Source organism: Actinophytocola glycyrrhizae, from assembly GCF_042653545.1.
Lineage (GTDB): Bacteria > Actinomycetota > Actinomycetes > Mycobacteriales > Pseudonocardiaceae > Actinophytocola > Actinophytocola glycyrrhizae.
In genome coordinates this window covers 163,501-185,545 of record NZ_JBHSIS010000024.1, presented here as the reverse complement: position 1 = coordinate 185,545, position 22,045 = coordinate 163,501, and the positions used below count along the sequence as shown (strand labels likewise).

At 70.8% G+C, this 22,045-nt stretch carries 26 protein-coding genes; 14 read left to right on the top strand and 12 right to left on the bottom strand.

Annotated elements, in window-relative coordinates:
* The first annotated feature begins 36 nt into the window (after positions 1 to 36).
* The 4 genes from ACFPCV_RS35610 (at position 37) to ACFPCV_RS35595 (ending at position 2,705) form a co-directional block, all read left to right on the top strand.
* Positions 37 to 546: a SigE family RNA polymerase sigma factor gene (locus ACFPCV_RS35610; RefSeq protein ID WP_378061729.1), complete on the top strand. Its 510-nt coding sequence runs from the start codon at positions 37 to 39 to the stop codon at positions 544 to 546.
* On the top strand, positions 543 to 1,334 hold the full coding sequence (locus ACFPCV_RS35605; protein WP_378061547.1) for a hypothetical protein: 792 nt from the start codon (positions 543 to 545) through the stop codon (positions 1,332 to 1,334). The genes ACFPCV_RS35610 and ACFPCV_RS35605 overlap by 4 nt, the downstream gene beginning before the upstream one ends.
* Positions 1,335 to 1,341: 7 nt before the next feature.
* On the top strand, positions 1,342 to 1,752 hold the full coding sequence (arfB, locus tag ACFPCV_RS35600) for an alternative ribosome rescue aminoacyl-tRNA hydrolase ArfB (protein WP_378061546.1): 411 nt from the start codon (positions 1,342 to 1,344) through the stop codon (positions 1,750 to 1,752).
* 107 nt (positions 1,753 to 1,859) lie between these two features.
* Positions 1,860 to 2,705, top strand: a complete 846-nt coding sequence (locus ACFPCV_RS35595) for an SGNH/GDSL hydrolase family protein (RefSeq protein ID WP_378061544.1) — start codon at positions 1,860 to 1,862, stop codon at positions 2,703 to 2,705.
* 67 nt (positions 2,706 to 2,772) lie between these two features.
* Here ACFPCV_RS35595 and ACFPCV_RS35590 read toward each other — a convergent pair whose 3' ends face one another.
* Complete coding sequence (locus ACFPCV_RS35590; protein WP_378061728.1) at positions 2,773 to 3,771, bottom strand: LacI family DNA-binding transcriptional regulator; 999 nt, start codon at positions 3,769 to 3,771, stop codon at positions 2,773 to 2,775.
* Positions 3,772 to 3,848: 77 nt separating this feature from the next.
* On the opposite strand from ACFPCV_RS35590, the gene ACFPCV_RS35585 reads away from it, so the two are divergent.
* From ACFPCV_RS35585 to iolD, 6 genes are all read left to right on the top strand, one after another.
* Positions 3,849 to 4,826: a Gfo/Idh/MocA family protein gene (locus ACFPCV_RS35585; RefSeq protein ID WP_378061543.1), complete on the top strand. Its 978-nt coding sequence runs from the start codon at positions 3,849 to 3,851 to the stop codon at positions 4,824 to 4,826.
* Complete coding sequence (locus ACFPCV_RS35580; RefSeq protein WP_378061541.1) at positions 4,823 to 5,686, top strand: TIM barrel protein; 864 nt, start codon at positions 4,823 to 4,825, stop codon at positions 5,684 to 5,686. Before ACFPCV_RS35585 ends, ACFPCV_RS35580 begins: the two co-directional genes overlap by 4 nt.
* Positions 5,687 to 5,708: 22 nt before the next feature.
* The gene (locus ACFPCV_RS35575) at positions 5,709 to 6,704 is read left to right on the top strand and encodes a sugar ABC transporter substrate-binding protein (protein ID WP_378061539.1); all 996 of its coding nucleotides are present in this window, start codon (positions 5,709 to 5,711) and stop codon (positions 6,702 to 6,704) included.
* Positions 6,701 to 7,729: an ABC transporter permease gene (locus ACFPCV_RS35570; RefSeq protein ID WP_378061538.1), complete on the top strand. Its 1,029-nt coding sequence runs from the start codon at positions 6,701 to 6,703 to the stop codon at positions 7,727 to 7,729. The genes ACFPCV_RS35575 and ACFPCV_RS35570 overlap by 4 nt, the downstream gene beginning before the upstream one ends.
* On the top strand, positions 7,726 to 8,505 hold the full coding sequence (locus tag ACFPCV_RS35565; protein ID WP_378061536.1) for an ATP-binding cassette domain-containing protein: 780 nt from the start codon (positions 7,726 to 7,728) through the stop codon (positions 8,503 to 8,505). Before ACFPCV_RS35570 ends, ACFPCV_RS35565 begins: the two co-directional genes overlap by 4 nt.
* Before the next feature lie 66 nt (positions 8,506 to 8,571).
* Entirely contained in the window at positions 8,572 to 10,413 is a 1,842-nt protein-coding gene (gene iolD, locus ACFPCV_RS35560; protein ID WP_378061534.1) for a 3D-(3,5/4)-trihydroxycyclohexane-1,2-dione acylhydrolase (decyclizing), read from the top strand.
* Positions 10,414 to 10,423: 10 nt separating this feature from the next.
* On the opposite strand, the gene ACFPCV_RS35555 is transcribed toward iolD, so the two are convergent.
* Positions 10,424 to 10,606, bottom strand: a complete 183-nt coding sequence (locus tag ACFPCV_RS35555) for a DUF3073 domain-containing protein (RefSeq protein WP_378061533.1) — start codon at positions 10,604 to 10,606, stop codon at positions 10,424 to 10,426.
* Between the two features lie 172 nt (positions 10,607 to 10,778).
* On the opposite strand from ACFPCV_RS35555, the gene ACFPCV_RS35550 reads away from it, so the two are divergent.
* On the top strand, positions 10,779 to 11,660 hold the full coding sequence (locus ACFPCV_RS35550) for a DUF8083 family protein (protein ID WP_378061726.1): 882 nt from the start codon (positions 10,779 to 10,781) through the stop codon (positions 11,658 to 11,660).
* A gap of 146 nt (positions 11,661 to 11,806) precedes the next feature.
* Here ACFPCV_RS35550 and ACFPCV_RS35545 read toward each other — a convergent pair whose 3' ends face one another.
* The 4 genes from ACFPCV_RS35545 to ACFPCV_RS35530 are packed head-to-tail and all read right to left on the bottom strand — an operon-like array spanning position 11,807 to position 14,747.
* Positions 11,807 to 12,403 (bottom strand): RsiG family protein, encoded by a 597-nt coding sequence (locus ACFPCV_RS35545; protein WP_378061531.1) that lies wholly within the window; start codon positions 12,401 to 12,403, stop codon positions 11,807 to 11,809.
* 45 nt (positions 12,404 to 12,448) lie between these two features.
* The gene (locus ACFPCV_RS35540) at positions 12,449 to 13,279 is read right to left on the bottom strand and encodes a beta-keto acid cleavage family enzyme (protein WP_378061530.1); all 831 of its coding nucleotides are present in this window, start codon (positions 13,277 to 13,279) and stop codon (positions 12,449 to 12,451) included.
* A gap of 20 nt (positions 13,280 to 13,299) precedes the next feature.
* Positions 13,300 to 14,370: a CAF17-like 4Fe-4S cluster assembly/insertion protein YgfZ gene (ygfZ, locus tag ACFPCV_RS35535; RefSeq protein ID WP_378061528.1), complete on the bottom strand. Its 1,071-nt coding sequence runs from the start codon at positions 14,368 to 14,370 to the stop codon at positions 13,300 to 13,302.
* Entirely contained in the window at positions 14,367 to 14,747 is a 381-nt protein-coding gene (locus ACFPCV_RS35530; protein ID WP_378061725.1) for a Fur family transcriptional regulator, read from the bottom strand. The genes ygfZ and ACFPCV_RS35530 overlap by 4 nt, the downstream gene beginning before the upstream one ends.
* 93 nt (positions 14,748 to 14,840) lie before the next feature.
* On the opposite strand from ACFPCV_RS35530, the gene ACFPCV_RS35525 reads away from it, so the two are divergent.
* Entirely contained in the window at positions 14,841 to 15,683 is an 843-nt protein-coding gene (locus ACFPCV_RS35525; protein ID WP_378061527.1) for an aminodeoxychorismate lyase, read from the top strand.
* Between the two features lie 204 nt (positions 15,684 to 15,887).
* Here the strand turns inward: ACFPCV_RS35525 and ACFPCV_RS35520 are convergent, their stop codons facing one another.
* The 5 genes from ACFPCV_RS35520 to ACFPCV_RS35500 form a co-directional block, all read right to left on the bottom strand.
* Positions 15,888 to 16,523 carry a heme-binding beta-barrel domain-containing protein gene (locus tag ACFPCV_RS35520; RefSeq protein ID WP_378061526.1) on the bottom strand — a complete coding sequence of 212 codons (636 nt, stop codon included), beginning with the start codon at positions 16,521 to 16,523 and terminating at the stop codon, positions 15,888 to 15,890.
* A gap of 162 nt (positions 16,524 to 16,685) precedes the next feature.
* On the bottom strand, positions 16,686 to 16,997 hold the full coding sequence (locus ACFPCV_RS35515) for a DUF1416 domain-containing protein (protein ID WP_378061525.1): 312 nt from the start codon (positions 16,995 to 16,997) through the stop codon (positions 16,686 to 16,688).
* 11 nt (positions 16,998 to 17,008) lie between these two features.
* Entirely contained in the window at positions 17,009 to 17,851 is an 843-nt protein-coding gene (locus tag ACFPCV_RS35510; RefSeq protein WP_378061524.1) for a sulfurtransferase, read from the bottom strand.
* Between the two features lie 289 nt (positions 17,852 to 18,140).
* The gene (locus tag ACFPCV_RS35505) at positions 18,141 to 18,311 is read right to left on the bottom strand and encodes a DUF397 domain-containing protein (protein ID WP_378061523.1); all 171 of its coding nucleotides are present in this window, start codon (positions 18,309 to 18,311) and stop codon (positions 18,141 to 18,143) included.
* A gap of 13 nt (positions 18,312 to 18,324) precedes the next feature.
* Complete coding sequence (locus ACFPCV_RS35500) at positions 18,325 to 19,209, bottom strand: helix-turn-helix domain-containing protein (protein WP_378061522.1); 885 nt, start codon at positions 19,207 to 19,209, stop codon at positions 18,325 to 18,327.
* Positions 19,210 to 19,347: 138 nt separating this feature from the next.
* Between ACFPCV_RS35500 and ACFPCV_RS35495 the strand changes: the two genes are divergently transcribed.
* Entirely contained in the window at positions 19,348 to 19,629 is a 282-nt protein-coding gene (locus ACFPCV_RS35495; protein ID WP_378061520.1) for a hypothetical protein, read from the top strand.
* A gap of 472 nt (positions 19,630 to 20,101) precedes the next feature.
* Here the strand turns inward: ACFPCV_RS35495 and ACFPCV_RS35490 are convergent, their stop codons facing one another.
* Positions 20,102 to 20,980, bottom strand: a complete 879-nt coding sequence (locus ACFPCV_RS35490) for an LmeA family phospholipid-binding protein (RefSeq protein ID WP_378061518.1) — start codon at positions 20,978 to 20,980, stop codon at positions 20,102 to 20,104.
* Positions 20,981 to 21,282: 302 nt separating this feature from the next.
* On the opposite strand from ACFPCV_RS35490, the gene ACFPCV_RS35485 reads away from it, so the two are divergent.
* Positions 21,283 to 22,005, top strand: coding sequence for a winged helix-turn-helix transcriptional regulator (locus tag ACFPCV_RS35485; protein ID WP_378061517.1), 723 nt, complete (start codon positions 21,283 to 21,285; stop codon positions 22,003 to 22,005).
* Positions 22,006 to 22,045: the final 40 nt, after the last annotated feature.

Sequence of the window (22,045 nt, the reverse complement as noted above, 5' to 3'; positions counted from 1 at the left end):
TGACCCGGGTAGAGCGAGAGGAACCACAGGGGCGTGCTGCAGGACCGCGACGCGGAGTTCGGGGAGTTCCTCGACAGCCGTGCCGCCGTCATGCGGCGGACCGCCTACCTGCTGTGCGGCGGCGACTGGCATCGGGCGGAGGACCTCGTGCAGACCACGCTGACGAAGATCTACGTCGCCTGGCCGCGGATCCGCCGTGACGGCAGCGTCGACGCCTACTCCCGCAAGATCATGGTGCGGGCGGCGATCGACGAGTCCCGCCGCGCCTACCGCAGGCGCGAGAACGTGGTCGAGGACGTGCCCGAGCCGGCCGCCGCCCCGGCCTCGGGCGTCGAGGACGCCGTCGACGTGCGGCGTGCGCTCGCCCAGCTGCCCGCTGGTCAGCGGGCGGTCGTGGTGCTGAGGTACTGGGAGGACCTGTCCGTCACCGAGACCGCGCACGCACTCGGCAAGAGCGAGGGCACCATCAAGAGCCAGGCCGCGAAGGGCCTCGCCACGCTCCGCAGGCTGCTGGCCGCCGACCTGGCCGAGGCAGGTGACCTGTGAGCGAGGACATCAAGGACCTGCTCGGCAAGGCGATCGGCGACGAGCCACCCATGGGCGTCGACCGCGACGAGGTGTTCCGGGCGGGCAGGCAACGGGTCCGCAGGCGGCGGGGTCTGGCCGCGGGCGGGGTCGTGGCGGCGGTCGTGGCCGCCGCGGTGGGTGCCGCCACGCTGACGAACTTCGTCTCGGTCGAACCGGAGCCGCTGCCGCCCGCCGCGGGCAACTCCCAGTTCGCGCCGCCCGGCCCGGACCTGCCGCTCCCACCGAGGTCGCAACCGAAACCGTCGGTGGCGGGCGCCCCGCCGCTGACGACCGGCCACACCGGCACGCTGACCCAGCGGTTGTTCCAGTCGGGGATCGTGCGGGTGCGGGACGTGCTGCCGTGGCCGAGTCACACGTCGCCGACCGGGTTCCGCATCCAGGACGACACGTACCTGTTCGAGGCGGACATCTCGACGGCGAAGGCCGAAGGCTTCCTGCGGGTGTCGGTCAGTTTCGTGGCGCCGGGCAGCGTGGCGTCCTGCGCCGAGGTCGACGCCGGGTACGACTCGTGCAAGATGGGGTCGAAGGACGGGCTGCCCGTCGCCGAGGCCACGTGGAAGGGCCAGGATGGTGAGCGGCGCGATCTCGCGCTCGTGGCCATGCCCGACGGGACGAAGATCACCGCGATGTCGTCGAACATCTCGCAACGGCTCCGGGACGCGCGGAAGGTGCCGTCGGGCCGGCCGGTGTTCGACGCGGAGACGTTGACGAGGTTGATTGTGAAGTCCGGGTTCAGTGTTTTCTGATCTTGCGGTGACCCCTGGGTTCGTGGTTCCGGAAGCGGAGCTGCGGGAACGGTTCTCGCGCTCGTCCGGGCCCGGCGGGCAGGGGGTCAACACGGCGGACAGCCGGGTCGAGCTGTCGTGGGACGTGGCCGGGTCGCCGTCCGTGCCGGAGTGGCTGCGGTCGCGGTTGCTCGCCAGGCTGGGGCGACGGGTGTCCGGTGGGGTGCTGACGGTGGCGGTCAGCACGCAGCGGGCCCAGTTGGCGAACCGGGCCGAGGCACGGGAGCGGATGGCTTCCCTGTTGCGTGCCGCGGCTTCCCCGCCGCCTCCCCGGCGACGGGCGACCGCACCTTCGCGTGGGTCCGTCGAGCGGCGGTTGTCCGCCAAGAAGCGGCGCTCGCAGACCAAGCGGGGACGGCGACTTCGGTCGGACGAGTGAGCTTGCCCGTGGACGGCGTGCACGGCAGCCGGTTGGGTGATGGACAACCCGCGCAGGGAACCTGACACTGTTTCACGTCCGGTTCCCTGCCCCGGAGGTCGATGACGATGCGCCGGCTGGTCCTGGTTGTGCTGCCCGTTGTGTTGGCGATGCTGGTGCCGGGGGTGGCGTCCGCGGCACCGCCCAAGTACGTGGCACTGGGTGACTCGGCCGCGTCCGGGCCGCTGATCCCGTTGCCGGACCTGACCATGCCGGGCTGTTTCCGGTCCACGGCGAACTACCCGAAGCTGGCGGCGAAGCAGCTCGGGCTGGCGCTGACCGACGTGACCTGCTCGGGTGCCGACACCGGCGACATGTTCGCCCCGCAGGAGACCGACCTCGGCACCGCGCCACCGCAGCTCGACGCGCTGACCGCGGACACGTCGGTGGTGACACTGCAGATCGGCGGCAACGACGCCGGCCTGGTCGGCCTCGCGGAGTCGTGCCTGAACCTCTGGCCGGAGTGGCTGTCCGGCTCGTCGTGCGCCGACGAGTACACCGCGGGCGGCCGGGACGTCTACGGCGAGCGGGTCGCCGGGGTGCGCCAGAAGGTCGACGCGGTACTGGCGGCGATCCACCAGCGCGCACCCGCGGCAGAGGTGTTCGTGCTGGGCTACACGACCTACCTGCCGCACAACGGCTGCTACCCGAGGGTGCAGGTCTGGCCCCGCGACGCGAACTACGTCCAGGCCAAGATCGACCAGCTGAACCAGGTGCTGGCCGACGCGGCCGCGGCCGGTGGCGCGTCCTATGTGGACATCCGCACGCCGGGCATCGGCAAGGACGTGTGCAAGTCCGCGTCGGTGCGGTGGACCGAACCGTTCATCCCGGAGAACGTGGCGGCACCCCTGCACCCGAACGCGACGGGCATGCGGGGCATGGCCACGGTGGTGGCGGCCGCCCTGGCGTCCTGACGCCCACCGGCAGAGCGGACCGCCCTGAAAGGCGCGTTCAGGGCGGTCAGCGCCCCGAACGCGCCTTTCAGGGCATCGGGTCCGGGGCCGGAGGGGGGCCGGTGGTCGCGCGGGTGACCAGGGTCGGGCGCAGCAGGTGGCGCACGGGTTTCGTGCGTTCCCCGCGGACGCGGGAGATCAGCGCCGATGCCGCGAGGCGGCCCATCTCCGCGCGGGGCTGGTCGATCGTGGTCAGCCCGATGTGCCGCAACGCCGCCAGCCAGGTGTTGTCGTACCCCACCACCGACACGTCCGCGGGCACCCGCAGCCCCGCCTCCGCCAGCGCCGAGAGCACCCCGACCGCGTTGAGGTCGTTCGCCGCGATCACCGCGGTGAACGGGCGCCGCAACGCGCGGATCGCCGCCGCCCCGGCGGCTTCGGTGTACTCGCCGTGCACCACGCGCGGCGCGAGACCGTACCGGGCCATCGCGAGCCGGTAGCCCGTCCGCCGCGGTGCCGCCTGTGAACCGGTGCCGCCGTCGATGTGGACGATGTGGCGGTGGCCCAGTGCCACCAGGTGGTCGACGGCCAGTGCCGAGCCAGCCCGGCCGTCGTCGTTCACCGTGTCCACAGTGGACAGACGCGACGAGCGGGAGATCAGTACCAGCGGGATGTCCGCCGCGGCCGTGATCGCGGGGGAGGGCACCACCGGGCCGAGCAACGCGATCCCCGCGGGCCGGAACGACGTCAACGACCGCAACGCCCGCCGTTCCCGCGCGGGACTGCGCCCGCCCGTGTTGATCACCAGTTCGAAGCCCGCCGCGCGGGCGTGCCCGTCGAGGCCGTCGACCACCTCGGCCCAGAACGGGTTGTGCAGGTCCGACACCATCACGCCGAGCACGTGCGAGGTCCGCGACGCCAGCGACCTGGCCATCGCGTGCGGCGAGTACCCCAGCTCGGCCGCCGCCGTCAGCACCGCCGCGCGGCGGGCCGCGCTCACCTTCGGGGAGCCGCGCATCACCAGTGACACCAGCGCCCTGGACACACCCGCCCGCGCCGCGACGTCCTCCATCGTGGGGCGGGCCAACGCGGTCACCTCCTTGACAGTGGTGTGACGGCCATTACAGGATAGGCGGATTAGAGCGCTCCAACACAAGGAGCTGTATGCGTATCGGGGTGGCGGGAGTCGGTCGGATCGGGACGATGCACGCGGCGAACCTGGCCGCGTTGTCCCAGGTGGACGAGGTTCTGCTCTACGACCCGGTGCCGGGCCGGGCGCAACGGGCGGCCACGTTGCCCAAGTCCCGCGCGGTGCCGGACGTGACCGACCTGCTCGGCGACAGCGACGGTGTCCTCGTCGCAACGCCGACCGGCACGCACCCGGAACTGGTCCGCGCGTGTCTCGCGGCCGGCACGCCCGTGTTGTGCGAGAAGCCGATCGCGGCCGACCTGCCCGCGATGTCCGCGCTGGTCACGGAGATCGAGGCCGCGTCGGTGCCGGTGCTCGTCGGGTTCCAGCGGCGGTTCGACCCGGCGATGGTCGAGCTGCACCGCCGCATCAGCTCGGGCGAGCTCGGCGCCATCTACCACGTGCGCGCGACCGGTTTCGACGCCCAGCCACCGGATCTCGCCTACCTTCCCGGTTCCGGCGGCATCTTCCGCGACCTGCTCATCCACGACCTCGACGCGGTGCCGTGGCTGGTCGGCGAGCCGGTGGTGGAGGTGTACGCGTCCGGTTCGGTGCTCGTCGACGAGGCGTTCGCGGCCGCGGACGACGTGGACAACGCGGTGGTGCTGCTGAAGTTCGCGGGTGGCGCGCACGCGGTGCTGACCGCCGGGCGGCACGACCCGCTCGGCTACGACCACCGCATCGAGGTGCTCGGCGCGCGGGACTCGGTGGCGGTCGGGCTCGACGAGCGCACCCCGCTGCACGGCACGCCGAACGCCTACTCCGGGTTCCCCGACCGGTTCCACGACGCCTACCGCAACGAGATGCGGGTGTTCACCGACGTGCTCGCCGGTCGCGCCGAGAACCCGTCGCCCGCGCGCGACAGCCTGGTCAGCCTCCGGCTCGCGGAGGCGTGTGAACAGTCCCGCCGCACCGGTGCGCCGGTGCGGACTCACCAGTGGAGCACAGCATGACGAAGGTCGCGGCGGCGCCGATCTCGTGGGGCGTCTGCGAAGTGCCGGGCTGGGGACGGGTGCTGCCGCCCGCGACGGTGCTCGGCGAGATGGCCGCGCTCGGCGTCACCGCGACCGAACTCGGCCCGCCCGGTTACCTGCCCGCCGCCGCGCCGGACCTCGCCGCGTTGCTTGACGAGCACGGACTCGGTCTCGTCGGCGGGTTCTTCGCAACGCCGCTGCACGAAGGGTCCGCTGTGGACGATGCGGCGGCGGTCGCCGAGCTGCTGGCGAAGGCCGGTGGTGACGTGCTGGTGCTCGCCGCCGCCACCGGGCTCGACGGCTACGACGAGCGGCCCGCCCTGTCCGACCGGGAATGGGCGACGCTGGTCGGCACGGCAGCGCGCATCGCCGACGGCGCGGCAGCGTTCGGGGTGCGGACCGTGCTGCACCCGCACGTCGGCACGCACGTCGAGACCTACGCCGAGGTCGAACGGTTCGTGCACGACTCGGACCTGCTGCTGTGCGTCGACACCGGGCACCTGCTGATCGGCGGCACCGACCCGGTCGACCTGGTGCGCCGCCACCCGAGGCGGATCGGGCACGTGCACCTCAAGGACGTCCGCGAGGACCTCGCCGAACAGGTGCGCACCGGCGCCACCACCTACACCCAGGCCGTCAAGGACGGCATCTACGTGCCGCTCGGCGCGGGCGACGTCGACCTGGCCGCCATGCTGAAACTGTTGCGGGACAACGATTACGACGGCTGGTACGTGCTCGAACAGGACACCGCGCTGCCGGATGACCCGGCGGCGGACACCCTCCCGCGCACGCACACCAGACAGAGCCTGGATCATCTGGCACGACTCATGACGCCCTAGGACACAGGAGACAGGGACAACGATGTCGAGGACCTCCGCCCGGGCACGACGCGCGTTATGGGTGGCCGCCGCGGCCTTCCTGCTCGCCGCGTGCACCGGGCCGTCAGCGGACACCGGAGCGGAGGAACCCGCCCCTGACGGGGGCGTGGACTCCACCGCACCACTGGACTTCGCGGTGATCACCCACGGCAGCGAGGGCGACGCCTTCTGGAGCGTCGTGCAGAACGGCGCACAGGACGCCGCCCGCGACCTCGGCGTGAAGGTCAGCTACCTGGCCGACGGCGAGGCGGCCGCACAGGCCAAGCTCATCGACAACGCCGTGGCACAGGGGAAGACCGGCCTCGTGGTGTCGATGGCGAACCCGGACGCGCTCAGGTCGTCCATCGACGCGGCGGTACGCGCGGGCATCCCGGTGATCACGATCAACTCGGGCGCCGACCGCAGCACCGAGTTCGGCGCGATCACGCACGTCGGCCAGGACGAGACGGTCGCGGGCGAGGCCGCGGGCGCGCGCCTGAAGGAAGAGGGCAAGACGAAGGTCCTGTGCGTGATCCACGAGGCGGGCAACTCCGGCCTGAACGACCGCTGCGAGGGCGCCAGGGAGGGCTTCGGCGGGAACGTCTCGAACCTCCAGGTCGACGTCGCCAACCCGACCGACGCGGAGGCCCGCATCCGCGGCGCGCTGCAGACCGACCCGTCGATCGACGGCGTGCTGACGCTGAACTCGCAGGTCGCCGACCGTGCGGTCGCCGCGGCCGAGGCCGCGGGCTCGGTGGCCGAGGTCGCCACGTTCGACCTCAACACCGACGTCGTGAAGTCCATCAAGGACGGCAGGATTCTGTTCGCCGTGGACCAACAGCAGTACCAGCAGGGCTACCTGCCGGTCGTGATGCTGAAGCTGTACCGCGAGAACGGCAACACCCTCGGCGGCGGGCAACCGGTGTTCACCGGGCCGGGGTTCGTCGACGCGTCGAACGCCGACCAGGTCGAGACCTACACCGAGCGAGGCACCCGATGACCGCCCTGGACGAACGGGTGGCCCAGAACCACCTGGCGCAGCGGCTGGTGGTCCGGCCCGAGATCGGCGCGCTCATCGGCGCGCTGGTGGTGTTTCTGTTCTTCTCGATCGTGACCGACAAGTTCCTCACCATGGGCGGGGTGGCCACCTGGCTGGACGACTCGGCGACGCTCGGGATCATGGCGGTCGCGGTGGCGCTGCTGATGATCGGCGGCGAGTTCGACCTGTCGGCCGGTGTGATGACCGCGTCGACCGCCCTGGTCACGGCCATCTTCGCGACCCAGGTCGGGCTGAACGTGTGGCTCGCGCTGCTGCTGTCGCTGGTCTTCGCACTCGGCGTCGGCGCGCTGAACGGGTGGCTCGTGGTCCGGACCGGGCTGCCGAGCTTCATCGTCACGCTGGGTACCTTCCTGGCGCTGCAGGGCCTGAACCTGGGTGTCACCCGGCTGGTGACGAACAGCGTGCAGGTGTCCGGGATGCGCAGGGCCGACGGCTACGAGTCGACGGGGTTCGTGTTCGCGTCCACGTTCGACATCGGGGACACGTCGTTCCGGATCTCGATCATCTGGTGGCTCGGGTTCGCCGCGCTCGCCGCATGGGTGCTGGTGCGCACGAAGTTCGGCAACTGGATCTTCGCGGTCGGCGGCTCCGCCCCCAGCGCGCGGGCGGTGGGCGTGCCGGTGGCGCGGACGAAGATCCTGCTGTTCATGACGACCGCGACCGCCGCGTGGCTGGTCGGGTCGATCAACATCCTGCGGTACACGACCGCACAGGCCAACGAGGGCATCGGCCTGGAGTTCCAGTACATCATCGCCGCGGTGATCGGCGGCTGCCTGCTGACCGGCGGGTTCGGGTCGGCCATCGGCGCCGCGATCGGCGCGCTGATCTTCGGCATGGCCAGGCAGGGCATCGTGTTCGCGAACTGGAACTCCGACTGGTTCATGCTGTTCCTCGGCATCATGCTGCTCGGCGCGGTGCTGGTGAACAACACCTTCCGGCGGCGAGCGGAAAGGGTGCGGCGATGACCGCTCTTATCGAGGTCGACGGGATCGGCAAGAACTACGGCAGCGTGATCGCGTTGCGGGACGTGTCGACGGTGGTCAACGCGGGCGAGGTGACCTGCGTGCTCGGCGACAACGGTGCGGGCAAGTCGACGCTCATCAAGGTTCTTGCCGGGGTGCACCAGCACGACCGCGGGCGGCTCGTGGTGGCGGGCAAGGACACCCGTTTCACCTCGCCCCGCGACGCCCTCGACGCCGGGATCGCGACGGTCTACCAGGACCTGGCGGTCGTGCCGCTCATGTCGGTGTGGCGGAACTTCTTCCTCGGCTCCGAACCCACCGTCGGCGTCGGGCCGCTGCAGCGGCTGGACAGGAGACGCGGCAAGCAGATCGCCAAGGAAGCGCTCGCCGACATGGGCATCGACCTGCGGGACGTGGAGCAGCCGGTCGGCACGCTGTCCGGCGGTGAGCGGCAGTGCGTGGCCATCGCCCGCGCCATCCACTTCGGCGCGAAGGTGCTGATCCTCGACGAGCCGACCGCGGCGCTGGGCGTGAAGCAGTCCGGGGTGGTGCTGCGGTACGTGGCGCAGGCACGCGACCGCGGCCTGGGGATCGTGCTGGTCACGCACAACCCGCACCACGCGTACCCGGTCGGCAACCGGTTCCTGCTCCTCAAGCGCGGCGCGAGCCTCGGTTCCATGGAAAAGTCGGAGATCACCATCGAGGAGCTGACCCGCCAGATGGCGGGCGGCACCGAGCTGGAAGCACTGGAACACGAACTCCGGGAGGTCTCGGGCTAGCGCCGCCCGCGGTCCGCGGGGGCCGCTGGGCCGGGACCAACACTGTCGAGTTTCGGGGAGGCGGACATGCTGACGACCGCGCAGGCCCTGGTTCGCTGGTTGCTCGCGCAGCGGACCGAGCTGATGGACGGCACGGAGGCGCCGCTCTTCGCGGGCGTGTTCGCGATCTTCGGGCACGGGAACGTGCTCGGCATGGGCACGGCCCTCGCCGAGCATCCCGGCCTGCCGGTCTGGCGTGGGCAGAACGAGCAGGGCATGGCGCTCGCCGCCGTGGGGCTCGCGAAGGCCACGCACCGGCGGCAGGTCGGCGTCGCGACGTCGTCGATCGGGCCGGGCGCGCTGAACATGGTGACCGCGGCCGGGGTCGCGCACGCCAACCGCCTCCCGCTGCTGCTCCTTCCGGGCGACACGTTCGTCAGCCGCGCGCCGGACCCCGTGCTGCAACAGGTGGAGCACTTCGGTGACGGCACCGCGACCGTCAACGACGCGTTCCGTGCCGTCAGCCGCTACTTCGACCGGATCACCCGGCCGGAACAGCTGCTGTCGGCGCTGCCGCAGGTGGCCAGGGTGCTGACCGACCCGGCCGACTGCGGGCCCGTCACGCTGGCGCTGCCGCAGGACGTGCAGGCGGAGGCGTTCGCCTTCCCGGCGTCGCTGTTCGAGCCGGTGGTGCACCGCCCACAGCGGTGCAGGCCGGACCAGCGCACCCTGTCGCACGCCACCAACCTGCTGCGGGCCAGCCGTCGGCCGCTGATGATCCTCGGCGGTGGCGTCCGGTACTCGGGCGCGACCAGGGCCGCGCTGGCGTTCGCCGAACGGCACGGGGTGCCCGTCACCGAGACCACCGCGGGCCGCACGCTGGTGCCGCACGACCACCCGCTGCACGCCGGCCCGCTCGGCGTCACCGGGTCGTCCTCGGCGAACGCCATGGCCGCCGACGCGGACCTGGTGCTCGCGGTTGGCACCCGGCTCCAGGACTTCACGACCGCGTCCTGGTCGGTGTTCGCGCCGGACGTGCGGCTGGTCAGCATCAACACGGCCCGCTTCGACGCGGTCAAGCACGGCGGCTTCGCCGTGGTCGGCGACGCCCGCGACACCCTCGACGAGCTGTCGGTCGACCCGTGGCCGGTCGACAGCCACTGGACGACCCGGGCTGGCGTCGAACGCGCCCGCTGGGACGACTACGTCACCGGGCTGAGGCGGCCCAGTACGGGACTGCCCACGTACGCGCAGGTCGTGGGGGTCGTCAACGACGCGGCCGAGCCGGGCGACTACGTGATGACCGCGTCCGGCGGACTGCCCGGCGAGCTGATCGGCGGCTGGCGCGCGGCGAGCCCTGGCATGGACGTCGAGTACGGGTTCTCGTGCATGGGGTACGAGCTGGCCGGTGCCTGGGGCGCCGCGATCGGGCACACCGGCGGGGTCGTGACCACGCTGCTCGGCGACGGCTCGTACCTGATGCTCAACTCGGAGCTGTACTCCGCCGCGTTCGCCGGACACGGCCTGGTCGCCGTGGTCTGCGACAACGACGGCTATGCCGTGATCGACCGGCTGCAACGCGGGAACGGCGGGTCGGCGTTCAACAACATGTACGCCGACTGCCGCTCACCGCACGCGCAACCGCCCAGAGTGGACTTCGCGTCGCACGCCGCAGCGCTGGGCTGCGCCGTGCTCACGGTCGACAAGCTCGACGGACTGGCCGCCGCGTACGCACAGGCCCGCACGCACGCGCGGGCCGGTACGCCCGCGGTCGTGGTGATCCGCACGCATCCTTCGTCGTGGACGGACGCCGGTGCCTGGTGGGAGGTGGGTGTGCCCGAGGTCTCGACCAAGGCCGAGATCGCCGACGCACGCGCGGCGTTGGACAAGGCCAAGTCGGGCCAGGTCCGCTACCTCACGCATCCCTGAGGCTCGGTGTCTAACGACGATAAACGTCGTCGTCGTAATCGTCGTCGTCGAAGGCCTCGTCGCCGTTGCCGCCCTCTGAGGACTTGGTGCCCGACAGCTCTCGCTGCAGCGCATCGAAGTCCGTCTGGGGAGTGCTGTATTTGAGCTCTCGGGCTACCTTGGTCTGCTTAGCCTTCGCCCGGCCGCGCCCCATGGCTCGACCCCCTCGCACAGTTGCGGGGCGGCCGGGGGAAACGGCGGCCCCGCTGATCTCGACAACTGGTTCCTGCAACTACCGTACCGTGTCGAGGGGGTTCAGTGCGAAGGGGCACGGCGTTCGAGTGCCGACTGATCGCGTACAGCGGAACCGTGAAACCATGCCAACCGTGCCTCGACCGTTCGTCGCCTACCTCCGGGTGTACGAACCGTTGTCCGCATTCGACTCGGACGTCGCCGACCGCCTGCGAGAAGCGGTGCAAAACGGACAGCTGGACTACGCATCGGTCGCGGAGCGCGAGCGAGACCTGTGGTTCAGATCACAGCTGTCCCGGCCACCGACGCTGCTGCCGGGCGAGCTGGCCAACGGTTCGCCCTCCCCGCGTGCCCAGCGCGATGTCCTGGTGCTCGACCCGGCCGAGGTGCCCGGCACCGTGGGCGATGGCCCGCTGGTCTGCCCACTCGACATCCGGGCCCGCTCCGCCGCCGCGCTGGTGGGGTTCCTGTCCACCGCCCACCCCTCGCTGAAGGCGGTCGCGCTGACCGCGTCCGCGGACAGCGTGCGGGAGAAGGCGACCCGCGTGCTGTCCGAGCTGCCCAGCGGGGCGGTGCACATCGTGTCGACGACGTGGACCGTGCCGCTGCCCTGGTTCGCGCTGGTCGATCCCGGGACCCGGCACCTGGTGCTGGCCCCAAGGGACGACGCGCGACGCCAGGTGTGCTGGCGGGTCGCGATGGCCGACGCCAGGGAGCGGATCGAGAAGGCGCACTCGCTGGCCGCCGAGGCCATGGGCGACCAGGGCCCGACGAAGGTGCTGGAGGACACCGGGCGGTGGCTGGAGCACTTCGACCCGATGTCGGCGGTCGAGCTGGACTACGGCGGGCTGGTGCAGCTGCTCACCGACGAGGAGCTGCAGGAGGACACCTCCGCCGCGGACGTCAACGCGATCGTCGACGCGCTGGAGCGGGAGGACGTCGAGGAGATCGCCGCCCGGTTCCAGAAGCTGCGGGACTTCTGGGGCGGTCTCGCCGTCCGTGAGCGGTTCAACTGAGCCTGTGGATGGTTCGCCCGGGTTTGTCGGTGGTGGCGGCTAGGCTGGATTCCGGGGGGCCGGAGGCCGCCTGTTGCGCGCTCGCGCGAAGGGCGGCGATGCCTCGAATGGGCCGTTTAGGGCGCTCAGCGCCCTGAACGCGCCTTTCAGGGCATTCGGCCTCGTGGCGGGCCGGGGGTTTCTTCGTCGCCGCGTTCTGCTGCCAGCAGGGTGTCCACTGAGGCGCTTCCTGCTCGGTAGCGGGCGCCGATCTCGTCGTTCAGGGCGTCCACCACCTTCTGGACCTCGCGTCTGCGGCGGGAGACCGACTCCTCCTCCGCCACGTAGGTGCGGAGCGCGAGGTCGAGGCGCTCGTCTGGCAGCGATGCCACATCGGACAGGTCGGAGTCCGACACGAGAGCTTCCACGTGTCTGCGGTGGGCCTCCGCGCGGGACGGTTCCAGGGTCTGGTGGCGGCCGGAGCCCGACGGTGCGGGGCCCACGACGTTGTCCGCGAGGATCTCCACCAGGCGTTCCACGACCGAGCTGGAGCCGCCCTCGCGGCGTCTCTTCTGCTCGGCCTTCACGATGTCGATCCGGCCGTGCAGCAGCCTGCGCAGATAGGACAGGTCCGTTTCCTCCTGGGCCGCGTCGTCCCGACGGCCGCGCACCTCGGCCAGGTCCAGCCGGCCGAGGTCCTGCACATAGTCCGGCGCGAGCACTCGGTCGATACGCCTGCGTCCACCGGGACGGACTTCGATCACGTGCCTATCCTCCGGTACGCGGCCCCGTGCCGCCAACCTCGCAAGTCAGTTGCTTTGGGCAACCTTCAACAGCGTACGCACCTCGTCGACCGGCATGGGCGGGCGCTGGGCGATCTTCGCCAGGCCCGCGGCCCTGGCGACCAGCTGGGCGTTGTCGCGGACGCGTTCGCCCCTGGCGTAGGACACGGTGTCCTCCATGCCGACGCGCAGGTGGCCGCCTGCCGACAGGGCCGCCAGCATCACCGGGATCGACGTGCGGCCGATGCCCGTCGCCGAGAACGTGGCGCCCTCCGGGATCATCCGCAGTGCCGCGACCAGCGTCTCCGCGTCCCCCGGCATGCCGCCCGGGACGCCCATGACCAGGTCCACGTGCACGTGCCCGCCCGAGGGCAGGCCGTGCTGGTCGAGCAGTCTGTGCAGACTGGCCAGCTGGCCGAGGTCGAAGATCTCGTACTCCGGCACGATGCCGCGGTCCCGCATCCGCTTGTGCAGCTCGACCACGAACTCCCAGCGGTTCATGAACACGTCGTCGCCGAAGTTGACGGTGCCCATCGTGCAGCTCGCCGAGTCCGGCATCGCGTCCAGCACCCGGAGGCGGTTCTCCTCCGGGTCGGTCACCGCCCCGCCCGTGGACAGCTGGACGATCAGGTTGGTCTCTTCACGCAACGCCACGACGGTGTCCTTCAGCCGCCCCGGGTCGAGCGTCGGCCTGGTGTCCGCGTCCCGGATGTGGACGTGGATCATCGCGGCGCCGACGCGCTCGCAGTCCTTCGCGGTCTGGACCAGCTCCTCGAGGGTGACGGGGAGGTTGGGGACGTCGGATTTCGCGTGTTCCGCGCCGGTGGGCGCGACGGTGATCAGCGTGCCGGTGGACATGGCCGCGATCGTAGGCCGAATCAGCCCCGAAGTCGCCGTGCGGCTTCGCGGCCGAGGCCCGGCGTGGCGTCGGGCACCGAGTCCGGGTCGATCGCGGCCTGCACGACGCGGTCGTCCTGGCCCGCGTGCAGCTCGGCGTCCAGCGGCACCGAGTACTTGACCAGGGCCAGCGCGATCGGGCCCAGCTCGTGGTGCCGCACGACCGTGCCGACCCGGCCGACCACGCGTTCGCCGTGGACCACGGGGTCGCCGGTCTCCGGCAGCACCTCCGGTGAGCCGTCCAGGTGCAGCAGCAGCAGCCGCCTCGGCGGGCGGCCGACGTTGTGCACCTTCGACACGGTCTCCTGGCCGCGGTAGCAGCCCTTGGCGACGTGCGCGGCGACGTGCACCCAGCGCACCTCGTGCGGGATCGTGCGGTCGTCGGTGTCGAGGTCCATGCGCGGGCGGGCGGCCTCGACGCGGAACGCCTCGTAGCCCCAGCTGCCCATCGGCCGCGCGCCCGCGTCGGTGAGCCGGGTCCACCAGTCGTCCTTCGCGGCGCGGGGCACGAGCAGGTCGACGCCCAGCGCGCCGCGCCGGACGATCACGTCGTCGCCCGCCGCGACCTGGTCGGGCACCGGAAGACCGGCCTTCGTCAGCAGCGCGCCGGTCTCGGGGCCCAGCAGCGTCAGCACGGCCCGCTCCCCGGTCGCGTCCCGCAGCTCGACCTTGGACCAGAACACCATCGACTCGAGGTAGTCGAGCAGCGGCTGCTGCCCGCCCCTGACGCCGGTGGCGTGCGCGCCGGGGTCGGTGTCCAGCCACACGGTGTCGCCGAGGTGGGCGACCGCCATGTGGGTGTCCACGCGGCCCTGGCTGTCGAGCACGAGCGCCTCGGTGGCGGAGCCGTCGGGCAGGTCGGTCATGTGCTGGGAGATCACGAGGTGCAGCCACGACAGGCGCTCCGGCCCGGTGACCGCGATGACCTCCCGGGTGGACCGGTCGACGACGGCCACCTTGCGGGCGGCGGCGCGCTGCTCGGCGAACGGGTCACCGAAGTGCCACGGCACACCCGCGTCCGGTGAGCCTTCCGGGGCTGGCACCGCGGTCATGTGATCTCCTTCTGGCAGTTCTCGCACAGGCCGGACAACGCGAGATGGCTCGCATCGAGTGCGAACCCGTAGCGGGCGCGCAGTGTTCCGCGCAGGTCGTCCATCACGTCGCACGGCGCCTCGAGGACCCGGTCGCAGCGGTGGCAGACGAGGTGGACGTGCTTGTGTTCGTGCACGGAGTAGTTCGGGGCGCCGTGCCCGAGGTGCGTGTGCCGGACGACGCCGAGTGACTCCAGCAGTTCGAGCGTGCGGTAGACGGTGGTGATGTTGACCGTCGGCGTGCTGCGCTGCACGTGCTGGCAGACCTGTTCCGGGGTGGCGTGTTCCAGCTCGAGCAGCGCGTCGAGTACGAGCTGGCGCTGCGGCGTCATGCGCATGCCCCGCTCGTGCAGCGTGGTCCTCAGCTGCGCGCGTTCCTCCTGGATGTTGGTCTCCACAACCACGATCGTAGGCCCGCGTACGCTTTGCCCATGCGCGTGCTGGCGATGCTCGACGGAACTCCTGCCGATCCGCTCACCCCACTGATCCGGGTCGACGACCTGGGCCTCACCAGGGGCGACGGCGTCTTCGAGACGATCCTCGTGGTGGACGGCAAGCCACGTGAGCTGGGCCCGCACCTCGACCGGCTCGCCAACTCGGCCGCCATGCTCGGGCTCCCGGTGCCCGACCGCGCGCGGTGGGAACGTTGCGTCCAGGTGGTGCTGGACAACTGGCGGGGCGGCGGCGAGATGGCGCTGAAGCTCATCTACACCCGCGGCCCGGAGTTCGGCGACGGCACCCCGACCGGCTACGCGATGGGCCTGCCGATCGGCGAGAAGGTGCTGGCCGCCCGCGCGGCCGGGGTGTCGGCGGTGCTGCTGGAACGCGGCTACGACCCGGCGATCGTGGCGCGCGCGCCGTGGCTGCTGCTCGGCGCGAAGTCGTTGTCCTACGCGGTGAACATGGCGGCCCTGCGGCACGCGGAGTCGATGGGCGCCGCCGAGGTGATCTTCACCGCGGCCGACGGTTCGGTGCTGGAGGGCCCGACGTCGACGGTGGTCGTCGCGTCCGGCAGGACGCTGCGCACGACCCCGCCGTCGAGCGGCATCCTGCGCGGCACCACCCAGGGCGCGCTGTTCCGCGCGGCGGAACGGGCGGGCTGGGTGACGAAGGTCGAGCCGCTGACCGTGCGGGAGCTCAAGGACGCGGAAGGCGTGTTCCTCGCGTCGAGCGTCCGCAAGATCACCCGCGTGCACACGCTGGACGGCGTGGCGCTGCCGGAGACCGGCGCCCTGCACAAGGAACTGACCGCGCTGTACGAGTCGGAGTACTGAGCCGCCGACCGAGCGATCCCAGCTTTCTGAGCAGGACGCGGACGCGTGTAGGTTTGTCACGCCAAGGCCCTGTAGGCCGAGGAAGTGGGCCCGTGATGCGTCCGGACGGTCGTCTCACGGGCTTTGCGCTGTTCTGGTCCGGCCTTCATCCGAGGTCGACGACCGTGCCCACACTCGGACCGTGCGGACCCGTACCGGGTGCTGCTAACCGGCGGTCCGGCGCAGGTACGCGGAGGTGTGCGGCTGCAGCGGCTGGCCGACCATGGCGCGTTCCTCGACGTAGGCGAGATCGCCGTTGTTGACCAGGCCGTACAGCCGTTTCGCGCCGTTGACCTCCTTGGCCGACCCCGTCCGCATGGTGACGTCCGTGGCCAGCTCCCACGAGGTCTGCGTGCGGGCCTCGCCGTAGAAGATCTCGATCACGCCGGTCGCGTGGGTGAGCAGCAGCTCGATCGTGCCGTCGGGCTGGGGGCGCCACCAGCCCATCTCGCGGGCGGCGGGCCGGATGACCTTGCCGTCGGCGTCGAGCAGCCACGCGCGGCTCTCGTAGTACACGAACGGGCGGCCGTCGTGCGCGAACACGATCTGCTGCCCGAAGTGCTGCTGCTCGATGGTCGGGTACACGACCTCGCCCTCGCCGCGCCACACGCCGATCAGCGGCAGCAGCGGCAGCAGGGCGTCGTGCAGGTCGGCGCCTTCGCGCAGGTTCGCGGTGTCGCCAGGGACCGGCAGGTCCGGCCACTGCGGGAGGTTGCGCTCGCGGGTGGTGTTCGCGCGTTCGGCCGCGACGCGCACCGCCTCGTCGCCGCTGCCGGGAACGGGCTGGTCGGGGGTGGTCACGAGCGTCGTCCGGAGATTCGTACGGCCAGGCGGCCGAGCAGCGCGGTGCCCGCGAGCGCGGCGGCGATCAGCGACAGGGTGACGAACAGTTCCACCCGGAGAGGATAGGGCAACGCGGGGCGGCCGAGTTCAGGCCGCCCCGCGTTTCGGGATGAGCTTCTCTCAGGCGACCGACACGGCCACCGGATGCAGGCCGGGTCCGTCGGCGGTCACCTTCGCCTCGCCGTTGCCGGAACGGTGCAGCGCACGCACCGTCCACTGGCCCGCCGCGGCGAAGAACCGGAAGTCGCCGTCCTGCGAGGACACCACCTCGGCGGTGAACTCGCCGCTCGCGTCGAGCAGCCGGACGTACGCACCGCCGACGGGCGAGCCGTCCGCGGTCACCTTGCCGCCGAGCACGATCTCCTTGCCGAGGTCGATGCCGGCGGGCAGCACTGCGGTCTGCTCAGGCGCGCCGCAACCGTCGTTGGCCATGCGTGTTCTCCTTAGTTGGTGCCGGGACCGACCTCGACCGGCACGCCCACGAGTGAGCCGTACTCGGTCCAGGACCCGTCGTAGTTCTTGACATCCGAGTAGCCGAGCAGCTCGTGCAGCGCGAACCACGTGTGTGAGCTGCGCTCACCGATGCGGCAGTAGGCGATGGTGGCCTTGCCCTCGTCGATCCCGGCTTCCTTGTACAGCGCGCGCAGCTCCTCGGAGGAGCGGAACGTGCCGTCCTCGTTGGCCGCCTTGCTCCACGGCACGTTGATCGCCGACGGGATGTGCCCGGCCCGCTGCGCCTGCTCCTGCGGCAGGTGGGCGGGGGCGAGCAGCTTGCCGGAGAACTCGTCCGGCGACCGCACGTCGACCAGGTTCTTCGCGTTGATCGCGTCGACGACCTCGTCGCGGAACGCGCGGATCGCCGGGTCCTGCTCCTGCGCCTTGTACTCGGTCTGCTCGCGGGTCACGGTGTCGGCGGACAGGGGACGCCCGTCCAGCTCCCACTTCTTGCGGCCGCCGTCGAGCAGTTGCACGTTCTGGTGGCCGTACAGCTTGAAGTACCAGTACGCGTAGGCCGCGAACCAGTTGTTGTTGCCGCCGTACAGGACCACGCGGTCGTCGTTGCCGATGCCCTTGGCGGACAGCAGCTTCTCGAAGCCCTCGCGGTCCACGAAGTCCCGCCGCACCTGGTCCTGCAGCTCGGTCTTCCAGTCGATCCGCACCGCGCCGGGGAGGTGCCCGCCGTCGTACGCGGAGGTGTCCTCGTCGACCTCGACGAACACCACCCCAGGGGTTTCGAGGTTGTTCTCGGCCCATTCGGCCGTGACCAGCACGTCTTCGCGGCTCATCGGAGCGCTCTCTCCTTCTTTGGGGTGAATCGACGGATCGCGGTCGCGACCATGCCCGGCCCGCGAGGGCCGACGTGTGATGGTCCGGCGGACATGGCGCACCTCCTGACTGCACGGCTGGGGGAACCAGCCGGACGGCGGCCAGAGAGCTGGGGGCCGTCCGGGTCAGTCAGACGCCAGACACAGGCTGGACTCGACGCGGCAGTAATCGACCGCGCGGCGCCTGGTCAGCATGGTGAACACGCCTAGCACATTACCGCCGAATCCCTGGTGCTGGGCAGGGCGTCCACTAGGTGGGACGCTTCACCCAGGAGAGGAATTCGCTGGTCACACGCAGCGCGGCAGCCGGGTTCTTGCTGTCCCGGATGTGCAGCCGTCCGGACTGAGGGATCGCCACCTCGACACAGTCCCCGCCGCTGGCGCTTCCGCCGCCGGAGAAGCTGCTCTTGCGCCACACCATGTCCGGGACCTCTTCACGCGCGGGCGTAGCTCTCGGCCATGTCGGCGAGCAACTTCGCTGACTTCTTCTGCGAGAGCGCTTGCTGGGTCAGCGTACCGAAGCGGAGGACGTATTTGCGGACGCTGTCGCGGTCCTCGAAGTAGACCGGACGAGGGGATCCTTCGACGTAGCCGATGTCGGGAACCGGCTCGGGCAGACTCAGGATCGAGAACGGCCCTTCCAAGGCCGGGCTCGCGCCCACCTCCTTGGGCAGCACCTGGATCGTGATGTTCGGGGTCTCGATCGCCTCCGACAACCGGCGGAGTTGGTCGCGCATGATGCGAGGCCCGCCGACGGGCCGCTCCAGCACGCCGACGTCGATGATGGCGTGGAGGCGAGGCGGGTTCGCGCGGGAGAGGATGCGCTGCCGCGCCAGGCGCGCGACGACGCGCCGTTCCACGTCGTCTTCTGGCAGGTTCATTTCGATGCCGGTGATCAGGGCGCGGGCATAGTCCGCGGTCTGGAGCAGGCCGGGCACGAGCAACGTTTCGAACTGGCGGCGGGCGACCAGCGCCGCCTCCCAGTCCAGGAACCGGTGGAGTTCCTCGGGGAGGTGCTTGCGGATGTCGAGGGCGAGGCCGCGTTCGCGTGGGGTGGCGGCCAGCTCGATCAGCCAGTCCCGCAGCGACTGGTCGGTCACCTCGTAGACGTCGAGCAACTGCTCGACCTCCCGCGACCGCACCCCCTGCTCGCGGTTCTCGATCCGCGACAGCTTCGGGCGCGACCACTTGCCGCCGCTCTCCCGCAGCTTCGCGATCGTCTGGTCGGACGTCAGCCCGGCCTGCTCGCGCAACTGCCGCAGCGTCTCGGTCAGCTGCCAGCGCCGCACGGCCGACCCGGCGGGACTTGACTCGGACATTTCACATTCCTCCACGGGGCGTGTAACACGGTGTAGCCCGATCCGGCGAACATCCGGAAGTTCGCTTTCGAAGCCGGACTTCCATCTGCACTCTGGGGCTTGCCTTTCACCGTTTGCCCACGTCACGCGGAGGTTCAGATGCTAGCCGACGACAAGCTGCCAGCCATGTGTGGCGAGGAGGAGTTCGCCCAACTGATGTCGGAGATGGTCGCCGAGGAGGCACCGCGCTTCTTCGCGCTCGTGCAGGAACTCGGGGACCGCGTCGACGGGCGGATCGCCGCGTGGGGCATGGCCTTCGAGAACAGCACCGAGGTCGTCGGAGCCACGCCCGGCACGCACCTCAGCCTGCGGTCACCGGAGAGCGCGGTGCGCTGGTTCAGCCGGGGCGAGCACATCCAGGCACGCCTGGTCTGGCTCTGAACGACCACCGCGACAAAGCTGCCGTGAACGGCCCATTGACGGCACACCCGACGCCGTGAACGGCCCATTGACGGCACTGAGCGCCGTAAAAGGCCCTTTGACGGCACCGCCGATGCCGTCAACGCGCCTTTCACAGCACCAAAACCAGGGCGCTCCGCGCCCGGCCCCCGCGAAGCGGGGCCAGGCCCACGCAACACCGACGGTGGCGCAAGCCCACCCGAAAGGGGCTCCCTGCCATCCCGTCGACCTGGCGAAGCCCGATCACACCGTGTCAAGGGGGGCCAAACACCCGAATCACAACATGCGGAAAAGGCCCCCTTGGCGCGGTGTGATAGCCCCGGGGAGGTCGACGGGATGGCAGGCAGACCCGAACCCAGCCGCAGCCGACCCGCCCCTCCGCCACCCCCGAGACCTGCCCGTCCGGCGAGGACAAACCCACAACACCAACCGCGGCTGACTCCGGAGCTCGCTACTAGCTGCCCAGCACCACGTCGCTCGCGGTGCCCTTCACCGACAGCATGCCGGAATCCACGGTGACCGCCGTCGGCGTGACGGTGAACGGCAGCTCACCGGGGTCGAGGGTGAAGGTCAGCGCCTGCTTGACGGTCGCGTCGAGGACCGGGGGCAATTCGCTGGCGCCGAGCACCGAGTTCCGCAGTTCGAGGCGGCCGGGCGTGAAGGTCATCTTCGCGTCGACCAGCGAGATGATGCCGAACGTGCACAGCTCGGTCTCCTCGCCCGCGAGGTCGATCGTGGCGCAGATCCGGGTACCCGCCGTGGTGTCCTCGATCTCCGCGTCCGCCGCGCGCTCGGCGGCCTCCTGCTCGGTGTCGGTGCGGTCGTCGGGGTTGGTGGCGACGTCCTGCTCGCTGACCGGGTCGATCGTGAGGTTCGTGATGGACCGGACCGCCGGGCTCTTGTTCTCGGCGACCGCGCGGTTCACGTCCGAGGCCTTCACCTTGACCTGGCCCTCGACCTCCCGGACCTTGACCTCCCGCAGCGAGCCGGACACCAGGTCGGACAGCGGCGCCTGCACGCCCCGCAGCTCGATGTGCACCTCGAGGTCGCGCAGGGTGTCCTCGACCGGCACGCCCTTCGCGTCGATCATGACGTGGCCGTACTCGCCGGAGATCGCCTGCGCCAGGAACGAGAAGCCGCCGACCTTGACCGCGGGGTCGTCGGTGAGGTGGAACTGCTCGCGGGCCCGCTTCGACACCTGGTACTCGAACACGGCCGCGGCGCCGAAGTCCGCGACGACCAGCAACCCGAGCAGCACGACGAAGGTGACGACGAGTCTGCGGACGGCCTTCCTGCGCTTGCGAGGCGCGGGATGGGCCGGTGTCTGCGTCATCGTGGTCATACTGCCAATCGCTCTCTGGTGTCGGTGTGAAGTCGGTAATGATCCCCGGTCGTGTGCACGGGCGGCACCGGGGTGGGGGCGCTACGGCCGAGGATCCCGACCGCGGCGGGAGGTACGAGGGCGGCGGTCACGTTACGTTCATGTTTCCGGCGCAACATCAGTCCCGCCAGTCTCACACCATCGCTCCAAGGTTGGTGCAGACGTGTGACGCAGGTGTCACGACCAGGACATTCGCTCACCACACCCGCTATTCTTCCGGAAAGCCACGGAGCGTATCCAGAGAGGCGGGCCTGATGAGCCTCGACCTGCTGCTGCTCACCGCGGACCCAACGCCGGGCTCGGTGGTGCCGTCACTGATGTTGCTGCCCCACCACGTGCGCACCCAGGCGCCCGAGGTCACCGCCCTCCTCGAGGCCGGGTCCCGGGACGTCGTGCTGGTCGACGCACGGACCGACCTCGCCGCCGCGAAGAGCCTCTGCAGGCTGCTCACCAGCGGTGGCGACAGCGCGCCGGTCATCGCCATCGTCAACGAGGGCGGTCTCGTGGCCGTGAACTCGGAGTGGCGTGTCGATGACATCCTGCTGCCGACCGCGGGTCCCGCGGAGGTGGACGCCCGGCTGCGTCTACTGACCTCACGCGGTCCCGCCGGTGCCCCGGGTGCCGACGGCGCCCTGCGGCTCGGCGAGCTGGTGATCGACGAGGCGACCTACATGGCGCGGCTGCGCGGGCGCCCGCTCGACCTGACCTACAAGGAGTTCGAGCTGCTCAAGTACCTCGCGCAGCACGCGGGCCGGGTGTTCACCCGCGCGCAGCTGCTGCAGGAGGTGTGGGGCTACGACTTCTTCGGCGGCACCAGGACGGTCGACGTCCACGTCCGGCGTCTGCGCGCGAAGCTCGGCACCGAGCACGAGCAGATGATCGGCACCGTGCGCAACGTCGGCTACAAGTTCGTGCAACCCCCGAAGGCGTCGCATTCCGCCGCCGACCCCGCCAACAAGCCGCTCGAAGTCAACTGACTCCCGCCTGGCGATGCCCTGAAAGGCGCGTTCAGGGCGC